Origin of the sequence: Duncaniella sp. C9, from assembly GCF_004803935.1 — a bacterium.
Classification (GTDB): domain Bacteria; phylum Bacteroidota; class Bacteroidia; order Bacteroidales; family Muribaculaceae; genus Duncaniella; species Duncaniella muris.
On record NZ_CP039547.1, the window covers coordinates 109,720 to 131,257 of the forward strand.

General features: G+C 51.3%; 13 protein-coding genes and 2 pseudogenes. 7 read left to right on the plus strand and 8 right to left on the minus strand.

Features of this window, described 5'->3' with window-relative positions; all coding sequences use genetic code 11:
- The first annotated feature begins 63 nt into the window (after positions 1 to 63).
- Positions 64 to 495, plus strand: coding sequence for a DUF695 domain-containing protein (locus E7745_RS00520; protein WP_123398255.1), 432 nt, complete (start codon positions 64 to 66; stop codon positions 493 to 495).
- A gap of 34 nt (positions 496 to 529) precedes the next feature.
- Here E7745_RS00520 and E7745_RS00525 read toward each other — a convergent pair whose 3' ends face one another.
- Both E7745_RS00525 and E7745_RS00530 read right to left on the minus strand, forming a co-directional pair.
- Entirely contained in the window at positions 530 to 1,078 is a 549-nt protein-coding gene (locus tag E7745_RS00525; RefSeq protein WP_124075879.1) for a DUF6155 family protein, read from the minus strand.
- 124 nt (positions 1,079 to 1,202) lie between these two features.
- On the minus strand, positions 1,203 to 3,263 hold the full coding sequence (locus tag E7745_RS00530) for a protein-disulfide reductase DsbD (protein ID WP_107031640.1): 2,061 nt from the start codon (positions 3,261 to 3,263) through the stop codon (positions 1,203 to 1,205).
- A gap of 341 nt (positions 3,264 to 3,604) precedes the next feature.
- Between E7745_RS00530 and E7745_RS00535 the strand changes: the two genes are divergently transcribed.
- The 6 genes and pseudogenes from E7745_RS00535 to E7745_RS00560 all read left to right on the plus strand — a co-directional run bounded on the left by E7745_RS00535 (position 3,605) and on the right by E7745_RS00560 (position 10,051).
- Positions 3,605 to 5,815 (plus strand): alpha-galactosidase, encoded by a 2,211-nt coding sequence (locus E7745_RS00535; RefSeq protein WP_124075878.1) that lies wholly within the window; start codon positions 3,605 to 3,607, stop codon positions 5,813 to 5,815.
- 296 nt (positions 5,816 to 6,111) lie between these two features.
- A pseudogene (locus E7745_RS14975) lies at positions 6,112 to 6,348 on the plus strand (helix-turn-helix domain-containing protein); the annotation flags it as partial.
- A pseudogene (locus E7745_RS00545) lies at positions 6,270 to 7,034 on the plus strand (IS630 family transposase); the annotation flags it as partial. The pseudogenes E7745_RS14975 and E7745_RS00545, both read left to right, overlap by 79 nt.
- Positions 7,035 to 7,121: 87 nt before the next feature.
- On the plus strand, positions 7,122 to 8,348 hold the full coding sequence (locus tag E7745_RS00550; protein ID WP_124076708.1) for a transposase: 1,227 nt from the start codon (positions 7,122 to 7,124) through the stop codon (positions 8,346 to 8,348).
- Between the two features lie 92 nt (positions 8,349 to 8,440).
- Positions 8,441 to 9,463: a branched-chain amino acid aminotransferase gene (locus tag E7745_RS00555; RefSeq protein ID WP_107031643.1), complete on the plus strand. Its 1,023-nt coding sequence runs from the start codon at positions 8,441 to 8,443 to the stop codon at positions 9,461 to 9,463.
- Between the two features lie 39 nt (positions 9,464 to 9,502).
- On the plus strand, positions 9,503 to 10,051 hold the full coding sequence (locus tag E7745_RS00560; protein WP_124075679.1) for an HDIG domain-containing metalloprotein: 549 nt from the start codon (positions 9,503 to 9,505) through the stop codon (positions 10,049 to 10,051).
- Between the two features lie 125 nt (positions 10,052 to 10,176).
- Here E7745_RS00560 and E7745_RS00565 read toward each other — a convergent pair whose 3' ends face one another.
- The 6 genes from E7745_RS00565 to E7745_RS00590 all read right to left on the minus strand — a co-directional run bounded on the left by E7745_RS00565 (position 10,177) and on the right by E7745_RS00590 (position 21,402).
- Positions 10,177 to 10,452: a hypothetical protein gene (locus tag E7745_RS00565; RefSeq protein ID WP_240740346.1), complete on the minus strand. Its 276-nt coding sequence runs from the start codon at positions 10,450 to 10,452 to the stop codon at positions 10,177 to 10,179.
- Positions 10,410 to 11,693, minus strand: a complete 1,284-nt coding sequence (locus tag E7745_RS00570; protein WP_168181935.1) for a cellulase family glycosylhydrolase — start codon at positions 11,691 to 11,693, stop codon at positions 10,410 to 10,412. Before E7745_RS00570 ends, E7745_RS00565 begins: the two co-directional genes overlap by 43 nt.
- Positions 11,694 to 11,789: 96 nt before the next feature.
- On the minus strand, positions 11,790 to 14,396 hold the full coding sequence (locus E7745_RS00575) for a hypothetical protein (RefSeq protein WP_136408076.1): 2,607 nt from the start codon (positions 14,394 to 14,396) through the stop codon (positions 11,790 to 11,792).
- 25 nt (positions 14,397 to 14,421) lie between these two features.
- Positions 14,422 to 16,428: a hypothetical protein gene (locus tag E7745_RS00580; protein ID WP_136408077.1), complete on the minus strand. Its 2,007-nt coding sequence runs from the start codon at positions 16,426 to 16,428 to the stop codon at positions 14,422 to 14,424.
- Between the two features lie 45 nt (positions 16,429 to 16,473).
- Entirely contained in the window at positions 16,474 to 18,189 is a 1,716-nt protein-coding gene (locus E7745_RS00585) for a RagB/SusD family nutrient uptake outer membrane protein (RefSeq protein ID WP_136408078.1), read from the minus strand.
- 33 nt (positions 18,190 to 18,222) lie between these two features.
- Complete coding sequence (locus tag E7745_RS00590) at positions 18,223 to 21,402, minus strand: TonB-dependent receptor (protein ID WP_107031649.1); 3,180 nt, start codon at positions 21,400 to 21,402, stop codon at positions 18,223 to 18,225.
- Between the last annotated feature and the right edge of the window lie 136 nt (positions 21,403 to 21,538).

A 21,538-nucleotide genomic window follows, 5' to 3' on the forward strand; every position in this document is an offset into this window, starting at 1 on the left:
CCGAAGCGTTGTATCCATATATAATATATGAGCAACGCATTATCTGAACCAAACTGTCGATTTATGGAAAATGGAACCTGGTGGACGGCTCCCACTGAAAGCGAATCAGGCAAACTGATTCTCGTCACGGGCCGCAAAGACGTAGAAAAATTCCGCTCCAATCCGCGCTTCAACATCCGCGTGGAAGTCAGCTGGAAATATGAGGGCGATGCCAAAGGTATGCCTGACAAGGAGACTTCAACCCTTATGGAGGAGGTCCAGGAGGCTCTGCAGAAGGAGTTTCACAAAGATCCGGTGGCTGTGCTCACCGGCATCTTTACCGGCGACAGTCAGCGCGACTGGATTTTCTACACTCTGAGCACCCACATCTTCGGCCGCAAACTCAACGAGGCTCTTGAATCGTTTCCCCTGCTTCCCTTGACCATCTATACAGAGAATGACCCTTCATGGGAAGAATATGACGAGATGTCGGAAGCCGAGATAAAACTCGACTGAGGCCACACCTGTCAGAGGCTGTTAAAGCTGCCTCTCACGCATCAAGATCATACTGACTCAGATCTGCGCCCGCTTTGGAAAGATTGCTGTCGACAATCTTCCGGAGCGGGTTGACTGTATGACGGTAGTCACTTATATAGCGCCGCATTTTCAGTATGCGCGGCACATAGTCCTGCACCATGTCGCGCTCCTGCAGAAAGTCCATCACCTCGTCCATGAATTTGTCGATATTTGTGTAAAGAGCGTCAAGGAGCCATGTCTGCGCGCCGTTGCCTATCAGAGCCAGCAGAGTGTCAACCATCAGTTCGGCCACTGCATCATCGCCCGGTTCGAGCGAGCGGAAGCGTTTCAGAGTAGAGCGCAGACGCGATATGCGCGGGCGGAATGCCCTTTTGGCATAGCGGGTGGCTTCTTTACGGAGAATAGCCCTGTACTCTTCGGTCTTCTTCATTACATCAGGGTCGGCCAGAAAGTCGAGATATTCCCTCGCGTCCTTACTGTGGGAATAGACATCCATGATCAGTGACCGGAGCTGCACGTCGCTGAAATCATTGAGTAATTTTCGTAGAGTTGTTTTTGACATGTCGTGAGGTTCAGATTATATAGCGTGGCCGTAAACGGAAGGCGGCGTGTCGCACTGCTTGTCCGACACGCCGCCTCTTTAAGCCCCCATATGGGGTGGAATTCAGATCTACTCTGATCAGAGTTTATTTCTTATAGCCTTTGATGCCTTTTTCAAGAAACTCGGAGAAGCGGGCCACATTTTCGTCATAGGTATAGGGCCCTGACAGGAGCTCGCCTTCGTCATTGAGAATGACATAGTAGGGCTGGGCGTTGGCGTTGAATTTGTAGCGCTGCAGATAGCTCCAGCGGTCACCATAGGTGTAGAGAGTCATATCCTTGCCATATTCCTTAACAGTGATAGGCTCCGGAAGGTTCTTCTTTTCGTCTACCATAAGCTTGATGACTGTGAAGTTGTCTTCGATCATGGCCTTGACATTCGGTTCGTCAAGCACGGCGCCTTCCATCTTGCGGCAGTTGACACAGCCGAAGCCGGAGAAGTCGATGAGGACGGGTTTGCCTGACTCCTTGGCAACCTTCATGCCTTCTTCAAAGTCGTCATATTCCTTGAAGCCGTCACCGTAGAGGTTGAAATCCTGAGTGAACAACGGGGGCACGAATGCGCTGACTCCCTTGAGAGGAGCGCCCCAGAGACCGGGGATCAGATAAATTGTGAACGAGAACGAGCAGAGGGCAAGGAAGAAGCGGGTCACACCGACACTTCTGTCAGCCGGGCCGTAGTGGGCGAAGTTGAACTGGCCGAGCAGATAGAGGCCGAGCAGGGCAAAGATCACGATCCAGAGAGCGAGGAAGGCTTCGCGGTCAAGAATATGCCATCCGTAAGCGAGGTCGGCTACAGAGAGGAACTTGAGCGAGAGGGCGAGTTCGACGAAACCAAGCACCACTTTCAGTGTATTCATCCAGCCGCCGGAGCTGGGAGCGGCCTGCAGCATTGTGGGGAACATGGCGAATAGCATGAACGGAAGAGCAAGGGCTGTCGAGAAGCCGAGCATACCGATTGCCGGGCCCCAGAGGTCGCCCTGTGAGGCTGCCTCAACGAGCAGAGTGCCGATGATAGGGCCTGTGCAGGAGAATGACACAAGTGTCAGGGTGAAGGCCATGAAGAAGATGGAGAGCAGACCGGTGGTCTTCTCGGCTGTGGCATCCATCTTGTTTGACCATGATTCGGGGAGTTTGATATCAAAGGCTCCGAAGAAGCTGATGGCAAACACCACGAGCAGAAGGAAGAAGATGATGTTGCAGACGGCCGAGGTAGAGAGTGCGTTGAGCGAGCTTGCGCCGAAGATACCGGTGATGAGCAGGCCGAGGGCCACGTAGATTATGATGATTGACAGACCGTAGGTGCAGGCATCGGCGATGCTCTTCGCGCGGTCTTTTCCCTTTTTAAGGAAGAAGCTGACAGTCATCGGGATCATTGGCCACACGCAGGGTGTGAAGAGGGCCACGAGACCACCGAGGAAGCAGGTGAAGAATATGTACCAGAGAGAAGTCGACGAGAAGTCCTCGGCGCTTTCTGAATCCTCGAATGACACGGGGGCCCAGAGGTCGGCACCTGCACTTGCAGGAGCGGTGGAGGTCAGAGAATCTGCGGCTACGGAATCTGCCGGAACAAGCACCGCGGCCTCCTCAGCCACTTCGACTTCGGCAGTCTCGACAAGTTTGGGTTCTTCCTTCACCTCTGCCTTTTCTTTCGGCTCATCTTTTGAAGAGACGGCAGCGGCAATCTTGGCCGTGCCTGAGAGGTTGAATGTAGAGCGTGACGGCGGAATGCAGTTTTCATCGTTGCAAGCGCCACACACAATCATCACGTCGATGTTGAACTCAGGCTTGGTGGCTTTGAACTTCTGTGTGATGGTCACACTCTGCGTCCACCATGAGAGTTCGGCTCCAAACATTTCGTCAAACTGTTTGTGAGAGGGCTTGTTGGGTGTGGGTTTTCCTTCGAGAGTCACTCCTTCGAGTTTAGGATAAGAGATCTCAAGAATCTGGGGACCGGCATCAGGGTTGCAATCAAGCGCATACATGTGCCAGCCGGAACTGATCGCAGCTGTAAGAACTACCTGCCCTTGGACATCGCCTGTCATTTCGACCTTGGCCTGCCATTTTACGGGGTTCATGATCTGCGCGACGGCCATGTTGCATACCATCGACAATAGAAGCAGAAGCGTGAAAGTGTACTTTCTCATGGTTACAAAAAAAGAGAAATGCTAAATTAGATTGGTTTTACAGCACAAATGTAATGATTTTTCCTCAATCGCAACTGTTTTTACCTTACGGAAACGTAAAAAGTCATTGTAAATCTTGCAAAAAGCACGATTTTTCGGTTTCTCGCTGTTCAAAAAGTCAAAAACGGCCTTGCTTTTGGCCCAAAACGACCTCTGCATGATGACTTTTTGCCACATGAGGAAGTAGTCATACTTTTTTGCCATTTTATTGGCGCAAGAGCTTGACACAGCCTCCGGTTTTCAAAAATTTCATTATCTTTGTAGATATCGAAACATAACCTACATTTTACCTCAGTCCTCCCATGAAGCAATTCCTTTTACTGCCCGGAGCGGCGCTGCTGCTGATGACAGCCGCACTTCCGGCTACTGCCGAGACAGTCAACATCTCCACCCCAAACACATCTCTTGTACTCGACGCCGAAAAAGGAGGCAAGCTCCGCATCCTCCACTATGGCAACAGGCTCAGCGATGCTGATATAGCTACCCTTTCAGACGCAGGCGCCATCAAGCGTGATGCCTATCCAGTCTATGGTATCTATCCGCAGGCCGAAGCAGCCATGAGCGTGACCCACGCCGACGGCAACAGAACCACCGACACTGAAGTGACCGGCATCACAAGCCGCAAAGATGCCGACGGAGCCGACGTGACCACCATAGCCATGCGCGACAAGGTCTATCCTTTTGACCTCAACGTAAACTACCGTACATATCCGGGTGAAGACGTAATCGAGACCTGGGTCGATGTAAAGAATAATGAAAAGGGCACTGTCACCCTCAACCGCTTCATGTCGGGCTACCTCCCGGTGCGCTACGGCAACGTATGGCTCTCTCAGCTCTACGGCTCATGGGCCAACGAAGGCAAGGTGTCGGAGACTCCGCTCAACCACGGGGTCAGGATGATAAAGAACAAAGACGGAGCGCGTAATTCCCACACCTCACATGCCGAGATCATGCTCTCGCTTGACGGCAAGCCGCAGGAAAACACCGGCCGCACCGTGGGCGCAGCTCTTGAATATTCAGGCAATTACAAACTGTTTATCGACACTGATGACAGCGACTATCACCACTTTTTTGCCGGCATCAACGAGGAGAATTCGGAATACCATCTCAAGAAGGGCGAAAGTTTCGTGACTCCGCCTCTGGCTCTCACCTACTCCGAAGAAGGTCTCTCAGGTGTGAGCCGAAATTTCCACCGCTGGGGACGCAACCACCGTCTGCACGCCGGCAACACCGAGCGCAAAGTGCTGCTCAACTCCTGGGAGGGTGTCTATTTCAATATCACAGAGCCTGTGATGGACGGAATGATGAAGGACATTGCCGACATGGGCGGAGAGCTCTTCGTGATGGACGACGGATGGTTCGGCAAAAAATATCCCCGCGACAACGACAGCACCACCCTCGGCGACTGGGTTGTGGACACCAACAAGCTTCCCAACGGAATCCAGGCGCTGATCGACTCTGCGTCCACCCACGGTATAAAGTTCGGAATCTGGATCGAACCTGAAATGACAAACACCGTCAGCGAACTTTACGAAAAGCATCCCGAATACATAATAAAGGCTGCCAACCGCCCGGCCACTCAGGGACGAGGCGGCACTCAGTTAGTGCTCGATCTCGCCAACCCCAAAGTGCAGGACATAGTGTTTACCGTCGTTGACACCCTCATGCGCAAATATCCGGCCATAGACTATATCAAATGGGATGCCAACGCGCCGATCATGGACCACGGCTCGCAGTATCTCACCGCCGACAATCAGAGCCATCTCTACATAGACTATCACAAGGGATTCGAGACTGTGCTCAATCGCATCCGCAAGGCACATCCCGATGTGACCATCCAGGCCTGCGCCAGCGGCGGCGGCCGTGCCAACTGGGGCATTCTCCCCTGGTTTGACGAATTCTGGACCAGCGACAACAATGACGCTCTGCAGCGCATCTACATGCAGTGGGGCACCAGCTACTTCTTCCCTGCCATTGCTATGGGATCGCACATCTCGGCTTCACCCAACCACCAGACTTTCCGCAGAATTCCTGTGAAATTCCGCGCCGACGTGGCCATGAGCGGCCGTCTCGGTCTCGAAATGCAGCCCCGCGACATGAACGATGAAGACAAGGCCGTGTGCCGTCAGGCCATCACTGACTACAAGAAGATCCGCCCCATAGTGCAGTTCGGCGACATCTACCGTCTGATCTCGCCTTACGATGGAAAGGGTGTGGCCTCGCTGATGTATGTCACTCCGGAGAAAGACGACGCCGTGTTCTACTGGTGGAAGACCGAAACATTCATGAACCAGCAGCTCCCGCGTGTGGTGATGGCCGGTCTCGACCCCGACAAGATCTATATGATCACCGAGCTGAACCGCATTGACAAAGAGCCTCTGAGTTTCGAGGGCAAGACTTTCAGCGGCCGCTATCTGATGTCGAACGGACTTGAGATTCCTCTGACCCACAAGGTGGACTATCACAAGAACACCGACTACGCCTCACGAGTGCTGCGCGTCACAGCTAAGTAAGCTGATGACGGCATTTCCATTGTGATTTTCCGCAGAATTTCAAGTCGATTTTTATTCTTAAAACTTTTTGGCGCATTTTACTTAGTACAATGATTCGGTAAAAATCACCGAAGTGGTTGAAACTTAAGTTAATAAGTAGATGTTGAAAATTAGTTTATATCAATTTTTTTGCGTATCTTTGTGTAAACACATAAAGACACAACGCTATCGCAAAAATCAAAGTTATACAACTGACAGACCAACAACGTCTGCAATTAGAGGAAGGCTTTCGCCAAGGCAAGAGCCACGCATACCGCATGCGCTGTCGCGCAGTGCTTCTGAAATCCACCGGCCTGACTTCGGAACAGGTTGGAGAACAGACCGACATGACCCATATATCAGTCAATTCCTGGGTGAAACGCTTCGAGGCCGAAGGAATCAAAGGACTGGAAACACGTCCCGGACGGGGTCGGAAGCCAATAATGGACTGCTCGGACGAAGAGTCGGTACGCAAAGCCATAGAGAACGACAGGCAGAGCGTGAAGAAAGCGAAAGAGGCATGGCAGCAGGCTTCAGGGAAAGAAGCCTCCGAGAGTACCTTCAGGGCTTTTTTATCCGCCTTGGCGCGGGATATAGACGTATAAGAAAACGTCCAAAGGGGAAACCCTCGCCGCAGCTCTATGCGTATAAGACCGAGAAGCTGCAAGAACTCGTACAACAGGAAAAAGATTGTCTCATCGACATTTATTATGGAGATGAAAGCCACATCTGCACCGAGGGATATGTGCCATACGGATGGCAGTTCCGAGGTGAAGATGTCTATATCCCATCTGAAAGAGGTCTGAGACTCAATATTTTCGGCATGATAGACCGCAACAATCGATATGAAGGATTCTCCACAACTGAGAATATGACCGCTGACAAGGTTGCCGACTTTCTTGACCGATTTTCTCTCCGTATCCGTAAAAACACTTTTGTTGTCCTTGACAATGCAAGCGTCCACAGATGCAAACTCATGCGGGAACTCCGTCCAATATGGGAGAAACGTGGGTTGTATCTCTTTTTCCTTCCACCGTACAGTCCACATTTGAATATCGCCGAGACGCTCTGGAGAATCCTCAAGGGCAAATGGCTCAGACCTGCGGATTATTGCTCCACAGAATCCCTGCTCTATGCAACTAACCGTGCGTTGGCTGCGCTTGGATCTGAACTCAATATCAATTTTGTCCATGCGGCTTAGTATAAATTAATTTTTACGACTTACTTATATCGAATCGTCAAATACAAATGAATCGCCAAAGCGTTCATTATAAAAACATTAAACAATATGAACGTATTGGCGATTCTCAAAGACTTCACCTTTCAGTGTAAGTCGGTATTTGAAAATACTACAACCAAGATGAGCAAAAGGTTCCTCAACTGGCTGATTTTAACAATACGCACTGTGGCGTTGATTCCGGGCAAAGTCAATTTTACCCGGCTGTCGCGCTATGGCGGTCGTACAGCCAAGACCTTTGCCTCCAATTTCAAGACACCCGTAGACTGGATGAAAGTCAACATAGGTATGGCGCAGGATTGTTTTGGACCGTCCGATGACATGGCAGTGGCAATCGATCCGTCGTTCATTTCAAAGTCAGGCAGCCTGACATATGGCATAGGCCGTTTCTGGTCAGGGGTGGCACAACGTGTCAAACGCGGTCTGGAGATAATGGCGATCGGGGCAATAAGTCTGAGTAAACATACATGTGTGATGCTCGGTGCTGTCCAGTCACCGAACTTCAGGACTCTTGAATCTGAGAAACAAATGTCAATGCTTGACTGGTATGTGGCACTTGTCAGGTCAAAGGCGGCAGAGCTGCTCTCACTGACGGATATTCTGGTTGCCGATGCCTTTTTCTCCAAATATGAGTTTGTAAATGAGGTGATTGGCATGGGATTCCGGTTTGTCGGGAGATTACGTGCCAATTCATATCTCAGGTATTTGGCCATACCGGATTCCTCCGCCACGCGAAGACGCGGCAGAAAGAAAAAGTATGGAGAGAAAGTGGATTTCTCAACTCTTGATATGTCCGTGTTCACTTCATTCATATATGAGGATTCCAAAGGAATCAAAACCCGATGTCACACGGCGGTCGTACATTCGAGGGCATTGAAACGCGACATCCGTATCGTGGTATGTCCGGTTGAAAACGGAGAGCCTCTTCTTTACTTCTCTACCGACACCGACATGAGACCTGAAAAGATCATCGGTTTCTACCGCACACGCTTCCAGATCGAGTTCGGTATACGCGATGCCAAGCAGTTTACCGGACTTCAGTCACAGCAGACCCGCGACAGGGAGCGGCTTGACTTTGCGTTCAATCTTTCCTTCACAGCCCTCAATGTCTGCAAAGAGGTCATAAGGAAGGATTATCCGGATCTTTCGGTAGCGCAGTTCAAACGGCTTATGTTTGAATCTTATCTCGCCTCAACAATTATTTCGACTTGCGGAAAATCTCCGCATCTCAAAATAATTCAGAAAATAAATCATCGGTTGGCTCAGTTAGCGGCTTAGCCAAGGCTGAACAACCTCAAATTTTACCGAATCATTGTTAGTAATTTGCGCCTTTTTATGTAATTTTGCCATAAACTATAAAAACTCATATCATGAATCAGGAACTTGACTGGGGAAACCTATCATTCGGCTATATCCCCACCGACTATAATGTGCGCTGCTATTTCCGCGACGGGAAATGGGGCGAGATCGAAGTGTCGCAAAGCGAAGAGATCAGTCTCCACATCGCCGCCACCTGTCTCCACTACGGCCAGGAAATTTTCGAAGGCCTCAAAGCCTTCCGCGGCAAGGACGGCAAAGTGCGAGTGTTCCGCCTCGAAGAAAATGCCCGCCGCATCCAGGAATCAGCCAAAGGAATCCTTATGGAGCCGCTGCCGCTGGAGAAATTCAAGGAAATGGTGCTGAAAGTGGTGAAACTCAATGAGCGCTTCGTGCCGCCCTACGGTTCCGGCGCATCACTTTACATCCGCCCGATCGAACTCGGCATTTCGGCCCAGGTCGGTGTCAAGCCGTCTACCGAATATCTTTTCATTATTCTCGTTACTCCGGTAGGTCCTTACTTCAAGACCGGATTCAAGCCGACTAATATCTGCATCATGCGCCAGTATGACCGCGTGGCCCCCAACGGCACAGGCCTCTGGAAGGTGGGCGGCAACTATGCGGCATCGCTCACTGCCGGCGAACACGCCCACGAGCTTGGATATTCGGCCGTGCTCTATCTCGATCCGAAGGAAAAGAAATATCTCGACGAATGCGGTCCGGCCAACTTCATCGCCATCAAGAACGGTGTCTACATCACTCCAGCCTCTAACTCGATACTGCCTTCGATCACCAACAAGAGCCTCATGCAGCTTGCCGAGGATATGGGAGTGAAGGTTGAACGCCGCCACATCACGGTCGATGAACTGCGCGATATCGACGAAGCCGCCGCTGTCGGCACTGCCGCTGTGGCTTCACCCGTCGGCGAGATCGATGACCTTGACACCGGCGAGAAATATATCGTTTCGAAAAACGGCGAACCGGGCCCCATCACCACTCGCCTCTACAATACGCTCCGCGGCATTCAGCTCGGAGAGATTGAGGACGTCCACGGATGGTGCACTATATTAGAGTGATCCAAGACAATTCACAGAATCAATCCACAACACTGAGCCATGACATGGCAGGAAATGATTGACAGATATTATCCCGAAGGCAGCCGTCTTCGGGATATTTACATGGCCCACTGCCGTTCGGTGGCCGATCTGGCACTTGAAATCAACCGCCGGAAAGGGCTCGGCCTTGATCAGGCGGCGGTAGAAGAGGCCGCTATGCTCCACGACATTGGCATTTTCATGTGTGACGCTCCAGGCATAGAGTGTCATGGCGACGAGCCTTATATACGCCACGGTGTGCTTGGCGCCGCACTGCTGCGCAGCGATGGTCTTGGAGAGGACTGCGCCCGTGTGGCCGAGCGCCATACCGGAGCGGGCCTGAGCCGTGAGGATATTGCCCGGCAGCATCTGCCTCTTGATCCTGACGGGGACTACATGCCGCAGTCAACACTCGAACGCCTCGTCTGCTATGCCGACAAGTTCTATTCAAAGAGCGGCGACATGCAGCGCAAGCCGCTTGAAAAGGTGATACGCTCAATGCAAAGGCTTTCGCCTGAGACTCTGGAGCGCTTCATGGTGCTCCATCGCGAGTTTGGCGAGCAGGAGTGAGCCTCCGAAAACGCAAGACACACATAACGGCCCGCATGAAGACAGAATTTTCATGCGGGCCGTTTCTAAGAGATTGTCTATGAGAATGTCTCACAGCAGAAACAATCTCTAAAGCTGACATTTTATCAGAAGGGATAGATGCCGTTGGCAGCTCCGTTCATGAGGGCATTGAAGAGATAGCCGTTAAGCTGATTGCCGTTGTTACGGTCAATGTCTCCACCGGTTTCCCAAAAGAAGGGCACACAGCCATGAGCCTTGGCCGATCTGGTGACATATTCAGTCCAATAGGCGCGGCTTGCTTTGTGTTTTTCAACATCCATGCTATCAATGTTGCGGTTAGAAGCAACACCATATTCGCCTATGATAGCAGGAACTCCCTTGCTGACGTAGGCATCCTGCACTTTCTTGAACTGGGCATCAATATTTGCCTCTTTGTGCCATGTGCAGTTGCGGTCAGAACCGGCCACGAAGTTGGCCTCACCCCAGTAAAGCTTGATAGGATTGTTGGGACCCCCCAAGCGTTGTCTTTATCCATGATAGTGAAGTCAGTGGGATCATAGAAATGCACTTCGACCATTGAACGGTCTGCTACGGGATCTTCGGGAAGTTTATAGAGGCCTCTGACACCTTCATCAATATTGGTGAAAGGAGTCTGATGGATCAGCACTCGTGAAGCATTGTTTCCGCCTGTAGCACGGACAGCGTCGACAAAGGTCTGCTGATAGGCCATAATTGCATTGACAGACTGCTGCTGGCCGGCTGCAGACTGATTCTGCTGGCCGGGTTCGTTCATGCCGGCAAAGAGAAGATGCTCGTCATAGTGGTTGAGTTTGTTGGCGATCTGAGTCCAGAAAGTGCTCTGCTTTTTGTCAACGTCAGCATCATAGCCGTTTACGCAGCTTTCTTCAAGCCAGCCACCGTCCCAATGGATGTTCACAATGGCATACATGCCTTCGCCTATAACCCAGCCTACAATCTCGTCAACACGATCAAGCCAGGCGGGATCAATTATATTTTTGGCTTTTTCAGCGGTTGTCTTACCCTGAATGTGGCTGTTCCAGGCGCATGGGATACGCACGGCGTTGAAACCTGCGGCCTTAAGGCCACGGATGTAGCTGACAGTCACAGGGCGACACCATGATCCTTCTCCGTCAGGAGCTTCAAGTGTATTGCCGATGTTGACACCTGCAAAGATGTTTTTGGCAATCTCAGTTGCGCTGACATTGTTGATGGGGGTTTCGGCCGGCACCACAGGAGCAGAGGTGGGCTGAGTGACAACCATGCCGCGGGCCACGTTGCCTGCAAAAACCGAGACACGGGCCGAACGCGGACCGCGGGTTTCATTAAGTTCGGTTATCACAGTCACAGGGGAACCGTCGGCTGTACGGTCACCAACTTCTGCTTTGATCCATTTTAGATCATCGTCCTCATCTATTTTTTCAACCTGAACCGATACGGCTGCAGGCGACTTTACTATAAATGTCTGTGGTCCGCCAGTCGCAGCAGCAGTCATACCATCGGCAAAAAGCTGATCGGGCACCTGAATCACTTCATAGCGCATTTCATTTCTGTCATTGTCACACGATGCGGCAAACGAACCGCCTGCCACCGTACAGAAAGCAAAAAGAATTGATTTAGTCATATTCATTTGTAGATATTTTATCAAAAAATAAAGAAGTCCGGCCGGACTGAAGCCTCACCGGACTTCTCTATAAATTTTATTTCTGTTATTTGAAAATCACCATTCAACAATCGGGAACAGTCTGTCAACGGTGAAGCCTACACTCATCGAATTCGAGAATCCGAGTTCCACGATCTTCATCTCGCCACCGCTCTGAACGGGTGTGCCGAAGGCACAGCCTGAAGATGCAGTGATTCCATAGGTGTTCCAAAGTTCAAGACGATGCTTGTCACCGTCATCAGAGTTAAGAACTTTGGCAGAATCCCAGCCGGTTACTGCGTTGCCGTCAAGTTCAAGCGATGTAAGAGTCATGTGGGTGCCTGGGAAGTCCTTATACAGCTGCTCGGTGTTGACAAATGTCATTATCGATCCGTCGGCATGGTCTGTGGAGTTGAGAGTGATGACAAAATTCTTCTTGCTTGCGGCAATTTTTGAATTTTCGTCAACTACAACGGTGAACGATCCGTCATTCGGACCGGTCCAGTCACCACCCCATGAGGGATTGATTGTGATAAGACCCGGAGTGTAGTAGGCGGGGCTGAGATTAATTGTGTAGTCTATCTCAAGTTCAGATGAAACCTGGAATGCAGGCTCGCTTTCCAGATTTGTGGCTGCACTGAAAGGACTTCCCACAACCTTGCCGCCCTGCTGGCCCTTGCCCCAGATGTTGAAGAGCTCAATGCGGTAGTTGCCGTTGTCTTCAATGTCGCCATAGAAGAATCTGTTGGCATCAAATTTTATTGACTTGCCGTCACAACGTATATCGTTGATATAGACGATGGCTGTCGGATATTTTGCAACAAGGTTCTGGAAGTCGATGTTGAATACCATAGCGCCATTGACGGTGCCGTTATAGGTCACGGTGTGTTTGCCTTCGAGTTTTTCGGCATCAATGCGGTCGCAGATCGCCCCCCATTCACCGTTCCAGTCACCGCCTACACACTGGAAGTTGACCGGAATGGCGTCATCGAACTCCAGTTTGCGTTCACTGTAGTAGTTGACTGCATAGCCGTAGTCTCCGTCAGGGATGGCGATGCGGAGTCCGTCATTGTCAAGAGCGAGGATCTTTAGGCTTCCCGATTTGTTGGCAAGCCAGGTGTTGCCGCAAAGAATGTCAATGTCAATGTTAAGGACAACGTTCTTTTCGTCAATAGTGTAGTGGCCGGTCTCGTCGGTAACTGTTCCGTCCTCGGCGATACGATGGATGCTGACGGTTCCGTCTTCAAGAAATTCCATGTAGCCATAGTCCTTGCCGTAAGTGTAGCCGATCCAGCCGTTGTTGGTTCCCATTTCCCATCCGATCTGCTGTTCGACATTGGGATGATTGTTGGTGATGGTGTTCCAGTTGTCAGTTACGCCAAACTGGGTGAAGGGACCTTCAAACACGTGGAGTTTGCCGTCCTGGCCGTTTTCCATGTACCATTTGCCATAGAGTTTTGTCTTGTCAAACGGAATGTTGCGGGCAGTTGAAATGGCACGGACTGCTGCCGCCTGATAGACAGGAAGAGAGGCGCGGGCTCTGTTGGACAACGAGAACTGATAGGCATAGTAGAAATCGCCATTGTTTACAGAGCCTGTGGCATAGTAACCTGCTGTGCCCTGAGAGCTGATATCACTGACTGTACGAGTGCCGGCAGCGGGAAGGAAGATGGAGTTTCCGTTGGGGCCGGTCAGTCTGTAGCCGGCTACGCCCTCAACTTCAGTCCATTCGGCTGTACATTTTGCAAAAAGTTCCTCATAGTCCTGGTAAGAGGGAAGTGTTCCGACACCTCCAGTCACGTTCCATGCGAGGTCCTGCTTGGTGCGATAGATGTCGCCTGAAGCATAGTCTTCGGGGAGATACGATGTATTGACACCTGAAAGATCTCCAAAGCCGAAGAGGCCTCCGAAGTCAGACTCTGATTTCGCGCCAAAATTGCTTTTTGCCCATTTGACAGAGAGACCGAGGTCTACGAAATCGGCATCGGCATCAAAGGTCTTTGCGTCAGTGGTGAATTCTTTCACGTCGCCGTAGATGACACCTGCGCCAAGATCGAGATAAGCGGCATAGTAATATTTGGTTCCGGGAACGAAGCCTGATTTTTCGACAGAGAATGCGGCAGCCTGCTCCGCAGCGGGAACAATGAGACCTGCACGGACTTTCTCCACATCAGGATCAGCAGATATAACCACACCCACTGTGGCACCTTCAGGTGCTTCGGTAACGGCTCCGCCCATAGTGGCTGATGCGAAATCAACGGTCTGTACATTGTCCGTGACAACGGTGGCGCTGGTGGTCACGAATGACTTGACTTCGCCCTGGAATGAAACCTGGCCCTTGAGAGATACAAACACCTGATAATAGTATGTCTTGCCGGTCTCAAGGCCATCGACAGTGGCTGTCACGACGTTTTTGTCAAGCACACCGTCAATGCGGTTTGTCAGACTGTTCTGATCCTCGCCATAGTAGAATCCTACAGAGTAGAATGCAGCAGACTTGTCGGCCAGGCCCTCCACCGTTCCGTGGAGGGTTGCGCTGTTGGCCGTCACATCAGAGGAACCGGTTGTGACCGATGACTGGTCTATAACGGGGTCCGTCGAGATGAAATAATTGTCATCGTCATTGCAGGAAGCCAAGGAAAGGCCGAGCATGAGCGACGCACAGAGAAATATTTTGGTTTTCATGTTAAAATTTTCCTTGTTTCATGGTTTATTCAATTGTCAGCGAAACGATTTCGGGCTTGACCACAGTTGCGTCAAGATTTCCGTCGGCGTCAAGCGGTGACACTACAAGACCCTTCTGCTGTATGCAGATTGAGAAGCAGCTTGTGCCCTCAAACTTCAGAGTTCCGGAGGTGGTATTGGTCAGGCTGATTTCGGTCACACCGTCCTTGTTGAGGGAAACAGACGGATTACTGAACACACCTGCGTCATTTGAATCCCAGTTGAAAGCAGCCAGGTCATCGAAGTTATGGCCGAAGACTACTTTGGGGTCAGCTCCGTCAGTCCAGGTGATGCCGGGGAGGCGGAATGCAAGCTTGATGGTCTGTCCTTTCTTGAGACGGAGTTTGGTCACATCAACAGGATAGAGGCCATCGGCATCATAGAATGCGTTGTAGACTTCCAGACGATAGTGGTGGCCATCCTGGATGTAGCAGTTAAGATATTCAGGATTTACAGCAATAACAGTCGGACCTGCCTGGCCACCGCCAAGAGGCTTGACAGTCAGATTGGCACAGACATAGCGGTTGGCGACACCGTTTTCATCCTTAGCCACGGGAACACCGATAACGAGGGTGCCGTTTTCAGGGTTACATTCAAAGACTGTGAATTCTTTGCCCTTGACGGGATCAGGAGTAGTGGCGAGAAGTGTCACTTCCCGTGCAAACACGATCTTGTTGCCTTCAATGGTGAATTCAGTCTGCGCCAGGCGTTCTTCAATAGCAAGTCCGTAGGCATTGTAAGGGATGCTGAATTTGCCGTCAGAATCCTCTTTGTAGCCGGTGTAGCGATTCATTGTCATTACGAATTCGTCATCAGAGAAAGCCGGACAGGCGGGAGTGCCATAGAGTTCAGAGAGTTTTTTCCATGCACCTTCAATCTTGCCTTCACCGTTCTTCACTGTACCGTCCCATTCCATAAGACAATAGGGCTGTTCAGAATCAAGGAGATATGTGACAGCGGTTGCGTGATAAGAAGCATCATCGCCGATAATGGTGAAGAGATCCGTGGCAAGATCCTTGTACTCAGGAAGAACCGGTGGAACTGTCGACAGAGACGGTCCGGTGACAGGCCACTCGCCGTCCCAGCCTTTTTCAACGAAGCAGAGAACCATGCGCTGATCCTTGTTGCCTCCTTTGCCGTCGTTACGGATGAGTTTGAGACCGAGAACGTGTTCGTTGAGTTTGACCAGTTCGATATTAACCATGTCGACAAAATACGAGTCACCAATGCGGTCGCCAAGCCAGTTCAATCCGGCAGGCATAGTGATAGTTTTTCTATCAGGGTCCATGACGAACGCTTTTGTCTGGCCGTTGACAGTCAGATTTGCGCCATTGATGAGATCGAACGTGAGTTCGTGGATAGACTCGATGGTAGCTGTGGTAGTGGCGGCATCGCCAAACAGCCAGTCAGGAGCACCGGCCTGCCATACCCAGTTGGGGTCATCGACACCATCTTCGGCATATGAGGGATAATCGGCCTCGGTATATGTTTTGCCGTCGGTAAATTTGTCCCATCCCATCGGAGCGCACATGAATGTGAACGCGCCTAAATCAAGGTTTTTGGTGTCCAGCTCCCATGTTTTTGACTGGTCGGCCCCACCGGTGAGGTATGTCCAGAGAGGGTCTGTCAGCAGGTCACCGTTGGTATTTTCGAGTGTGAAACGATAGGGTTCGCCATAGACTATGCCGCCACGGGTCATTACGCCGAAACGGATTTCATAATCACCGGCAAAGGGGATGTTGGCTTCTGTAGAGGTTTTGCGCTCTATGCCCTGCGGATGAATCCAGCTTGTGACGTAGCGGCTTCCAAGGAGGCTTTTCATTTTAACCTTGTTAGTAGCCTGGTCGATTTCAATTGTGTATGCTTTGCCTTCCACGAGATCCGCAGCCGTCAGATCAGGAGCGGGAAGGGATTCATCTTCCGGCGTACAGGCAGTGGAAGAAAACATCAGAGCCACGCCTGCAAGAAATGAATAAAAAAACTTATGCTTCATGTTTTTCAGAAAATAATAATATAATAACTGTGTGTTTCCTTAAGGTCAATCAGCCCAACCTGGGTTCTGCTTAAGCACACCGTTTGAAAGAATAATCTGATCGTTGGGAATCTGCGAAAGACCCTTTGTGGCAATGATCTTGTTGCGGTTGTATGAAACCTGAGCGGGAGATCCGCCATTCTGTACGGAACCGGCACTGGCTACAACTGCATCAGCCATCACTTCAACTCCCTGACGCAGGAGATCCCAGTAACGGATGCCTTCAAAGGCAAGTTCACGGGCACGTTCCGCCATGATGTTTTCTTTATTGACAGGGATGTCTGAAAGTCCGGCGCGCGAACGAATGCGGTGCATGTAGGTTGCAGCTTGAGGCGAGCCGAGTTCGGCTGCCATCAGAAGAACGTCGGCATAGCGTATAATATTGTACGGCTGACAGTTATTGATCTGCATATCACCGGCTCCGGTAGACATATTAGCATTTTTTATGACCAGAGCTCCGTTTTCGAGCTGATAGAAAGCGATGGGTGAATATTTTTTAACGGTATATCCCGTATATTCACGCCAGTCATTATATGACGGTTTGAAGTTTGCGTCTGATCCGATGCCTTCGCCTGCAATATCAATCACGCCTGCTGTGCGACGGGGATCGGCAGCATCATAGATGGAATTGATGAATGAGGGAATCACGGTGCATGCGCCCCAGCCGCAGTAGTAGGGAACCACGCTGAGCGGGCTACGCATACCCATCATCACCTGCCAGCGGTTGCCGTCAGCCGATCCCGATCCTTCGGTAGCATATGAGGCCATCGGAGTGAAGTTCATGCTGAGCACTACCTCTGAGTTGGCATCGCCTGCGTAAGTGGAGGCTGCTTCGTTCCATCCGGCTGAGGTTGTATTGGCTACGAGCGATGATGCCGGCCAGAAGTCTTTGTATGAGTCCAGAAGTTCGTAGTTGCCGCTGGCAATGACATCTTCGACAGCTGCAAGGGCTTCCGCCTTTGTGACAACGCCTGTGGTTTCGCCGGATTCATTGGTGAAACCGGGTTCCTGTCCGTAATAGCCTGTATAATAAAGGTAGGCACGGGCAAGGATTGCCTCTGCGGCATATTTTGTGATACGGCCGAACTGTGATTTTTCAAGATTTGCATCACCGGGAATATTGGCGATCGCATATTTGAGATCTTCGAAAATAGCAGCATAGACTTCTGCGGGATCGGCCTGACTGCGGTTTTCATTGACGGGTTCGAGAAACAGAGGTATGTTGCCCCAGAGACGTACCATGTCAAAATAGAGGAAGGCTCGGAGAGCATGACATTCGCCCATGTAGAGACCGCGGTTCGAGTCTTTGTCTTTCCACTTGATCTGATCTTCACGGGTTATAAGCTCATTGCAGCGGTAGACTCCCTGATAGTACATTTTCCAATCCTGTGCATACATCTGGAGATCGGCGGGCGATTCGCTCTGGTCAAAACGGTCGATGACCTGATAGTTGCGGGCATCGGAGTTGCCTGTGCCTCCGTAGCATTCATCGCCCATGACGGTGGAGGCTACGTAGAAGCCTATGCCGGGAGCGGTTGAAGTCTGACGCCAGCCGTTGTAGCAGCCGATCAGCGCGCGCCATGCATCGGCTTCGGTCTTATAGAAATTGTCGGTATTGGAATTTGTCATCGAATTTACATCGAGGAAGCTTTCTGAGCATGAGCTCATGCCGAGCAGCCCGACAACACCGAGTGCGAGTATGTTGACTTTAAATTTATTCATTTGTATAGATCTAAACTTTATAAGAAAGTGAATTTAGAACGCGAGGTTCACACCGAAGAGGAATGTGCGCGGACGCGGATAGTAGCCGAGGTCTACGCCTGATACCCATGCCTGGGTGCCATAACCGATTTCCGGGTCCATTCCGTCATATTTGGTGAATGTGTAGAGGTTCTGTACCTGGAAGTAGAGGCGGGCGTTGCTGCACCATTTCTGCTTCATGAGGGGAGCGAAGTTGTAGCCGAAGGTGAGGTTCGAGAGACGGAGGAAATCGCCATCCTGCACATAGAGGTCGGAGAACTGCCAGTTGATGTTCTGGTTGGTCACACGCGGAATTTTGTTGGATGTTCCTTCGCCTGTCCAGCGGCCGAGGATACGGGTGGTGTAGTTGGCCTGCTGACTGTCCCAGCTGCGGTAGCTCTGCACGATCTTCTGACCGGCGGCACCTGTGGCGACAAGGCCGAGATCGAAGTTCTTGTAGTAGAGATTGATGTTGAAGCCGTAGGTGAACTTGGGCATGCCATTGCCGAGGTTGACTTTGTCGTTGTCATTGATGACACCGTCGCGGTTGATGTCGACAAAGATCACGTCGCCGGGCTGCACATTGTCCTGAAGCACACCGTTGCCGGCCTGAAGCCACTGGTTGATCTGTTCCTGGTTCTGAAAGATGCCTGCTGTCTTGAAGCCCCAGAAGTATCCTATTGGATTGCCGTTTTCAGCACGGTAGAATTCAGGGGTGTTGTTGTAGAGTTCATTGACATTGCCGTGAATGATACCGTCCTGGTTGGGGATCGAGCCGACTTTGTTTTTGTTGAACGCGCCGTTGACACCTACACTGTAGGAGAAGTCGCGGCCGATTACGTCGGTCCAGGTGAGATTGAATTCGACACCGGTGTTTTTCACGTTACCACCGTTGATGAATGGAGCGTCAGTACCTGCGGTGGCAAGAATCGGAGCCACAACGAGCCAGTCTTTTGTGTTTTTGAGGTAGAAGTCAAATGCTACGGCAAGACGGCTGTTAAAGAGGCGGGCGTCAAAACCGAAGTCGGTCTGCTCGGAAGTTTCCCAGGTGATGTCGAGGTTGCCGAGACGTTCGGGGTATGCGCCCCAGTTGTCGGCCCAGGTGGAGTTGTATTCACCGTTGTAGACACCGTTTGGTCCCATGTACTGTCCGAAGAAGTAGTTGGCGTAGAGGTTTTTGATCGGTGAGAGATACTGGTAGTTGTCGATATTCTGATTACCTACGCGGCCCCAGCTTGCACGGATTTTGAGGAAGTCGAGCCATGAGCGGGTAGATTCCATGAATTTTTCGTTGGAGATGTTCCAGCCTGCCGAAACAGAGGGGAAGGTGCCGAAGCGGTGGCCACGGGCAAACTTCGAAGAGCCGTCGCGGCGCACGGTGGCGTTGATCATGTATTTTTCTTTCCAGTTCCAGCCAATACGTCCGAAGTAGCTGACCGAACGAGACTCGTCATGAGGATAGCCTGCGGCGTTGAGGCCGTCGGCAGTAGAGGCAGCTGTGCCGTTGCTGATCCATGCGTGGCTCCAGTCATCGAAGCCTTCTTTGAGATGGCTCTGCTTGGCTTCAAGATAAGAACCTGAGTAACGGTAGCTTTCCATACCGATGAGAGCGTTGAAATGGTGGTCTTTGATGTCCCAGTCGTAGGTAGCGGTGTTGGTCCAGGTCATGCCGAGAGAGTTGGTCTTGTTCTGGGCTACTTTGGTGTAGGAGTGGGAGGTGTCAGTCGAGGTGAACTGGAAGACCGGCTCGAAGCTGCGGTATTCGGAAGCACCGTAGACAGCGCCGAACACGGTGCGCACCTTGAGATTCTTGATCGGTTCGATCTGGGCGTAGACATTTCCTGAGAAAGTGGCGCTCTTGTTGTCGTTCTTAAGCAGCATCATGTTGCCATAGGGGTTGCCGTCGCCCTTGTTCCAGTCGGAATTGACAGTTGAGTTGAAATCGCCGTCGGCATTATATATAGGTGCGAGCGGAGATGTGTAGAACGCGCCGCGGAGGGTGTTGTTATACTGGTTGCCCACGCCGATGCCGATTGAGTTGACGTAAACGAAGCTTGCCTGTTCGCCGACAGTGATGATGCCGTCAAAGAGTTTATGGTCTGAATTGATACGGAAGTTGTAGCGGGAGTAGTCCGAAGCATCTTTGCCACCTACGATACCTTCCTGATTGATATAGCCGAGAGACATGGCATAGGTTGAATTTACCGAGCCGCCTGTCACACCGAGAGTGTAGCTCTGAGTCTTGGCGTTGTCCTTGAACATTGCATCCATCCAGTCGGTGTCATAGACCGAAACAGGGTTGCCATCGGCATCACGGCGCCAGATGCTGCTGATCGACGACCAGTCATAGGGAGCGAGACCGCTGTTGATCTGCTGTTCGTCCATGATAGTCATATATTCCTGAGCGTTGAGCATCTTGGCTTTGCGGGGAGCCGACTGCCAGCCGTAGTAGCCGTCGAAAGTGACTTTGGCTTTGCCTTCACGGCCCTGGCGGGTGGTGATGAGCACAACGCCGTTGGCTGCCTGCGCGCCATAGATGGCTGCCGAGGCAGCGTCTTTCAGCACGTCGATGCTTTCGATGTCGGCAGGGTTCAGAGTAGAGATGTCACCGCCGATACCGTCAATGAGGTAAAGAGGCTGAGCATTGCCTGTTGTTCCAAGACCGCGGATTGTCACTTTCATGGCTGCTCCGGGCTGTCCTGACTCACTGGCGATGTTTACGCCTGGGAGCTGGCCCTGCATAGCCTGCAGTGGAGAAGTGGTGTTCATCTTGGCGATGTCATCACCCTTGATCTGTGCGGTAGCTCCGGTGACAAGTTTCTTTTTCTGGACGCCGTAGCCCACGACTACGACTTCGTCAAGTACTTCGGAGTCTTCTACGAGAGCGACATCCATGCGTTCTGACGTCACTTTGATTTCGCGGGTTGTGAAACCTACATAGGAGAATACGAGAGTGGCGCCTTCGTCGGCCTTAAGGGTATAGTTGCCGTCAATGTCCGTCGATGTGCCTTGCGACGAGCCCTTGATGAGGACACTGACTCCGACAAGCGGTTCACCGTCGGAAGCCTGGGTGACTGTACCTGATACAGTCAGAGGAGCGGCCGATGCGGTCATTCCGGCCAGAAGGCAGAATGCCAGCAGGGCAGTCCGGAAGAGACGCAGAGACTTGCATCGTTCCAAATTGTTTTTTCCCATTAGATGAATAGATTTAGTTTTACTGGTTAGTCTTGCTGATTTTGTTATTCTCTCTTTGTGTGCGGCCGCGCTCGGCCTATAAATATATTGTATGTCAGGCAAAGTGCTGTATGCAGGTTTGAAGCAATTGCAGAAC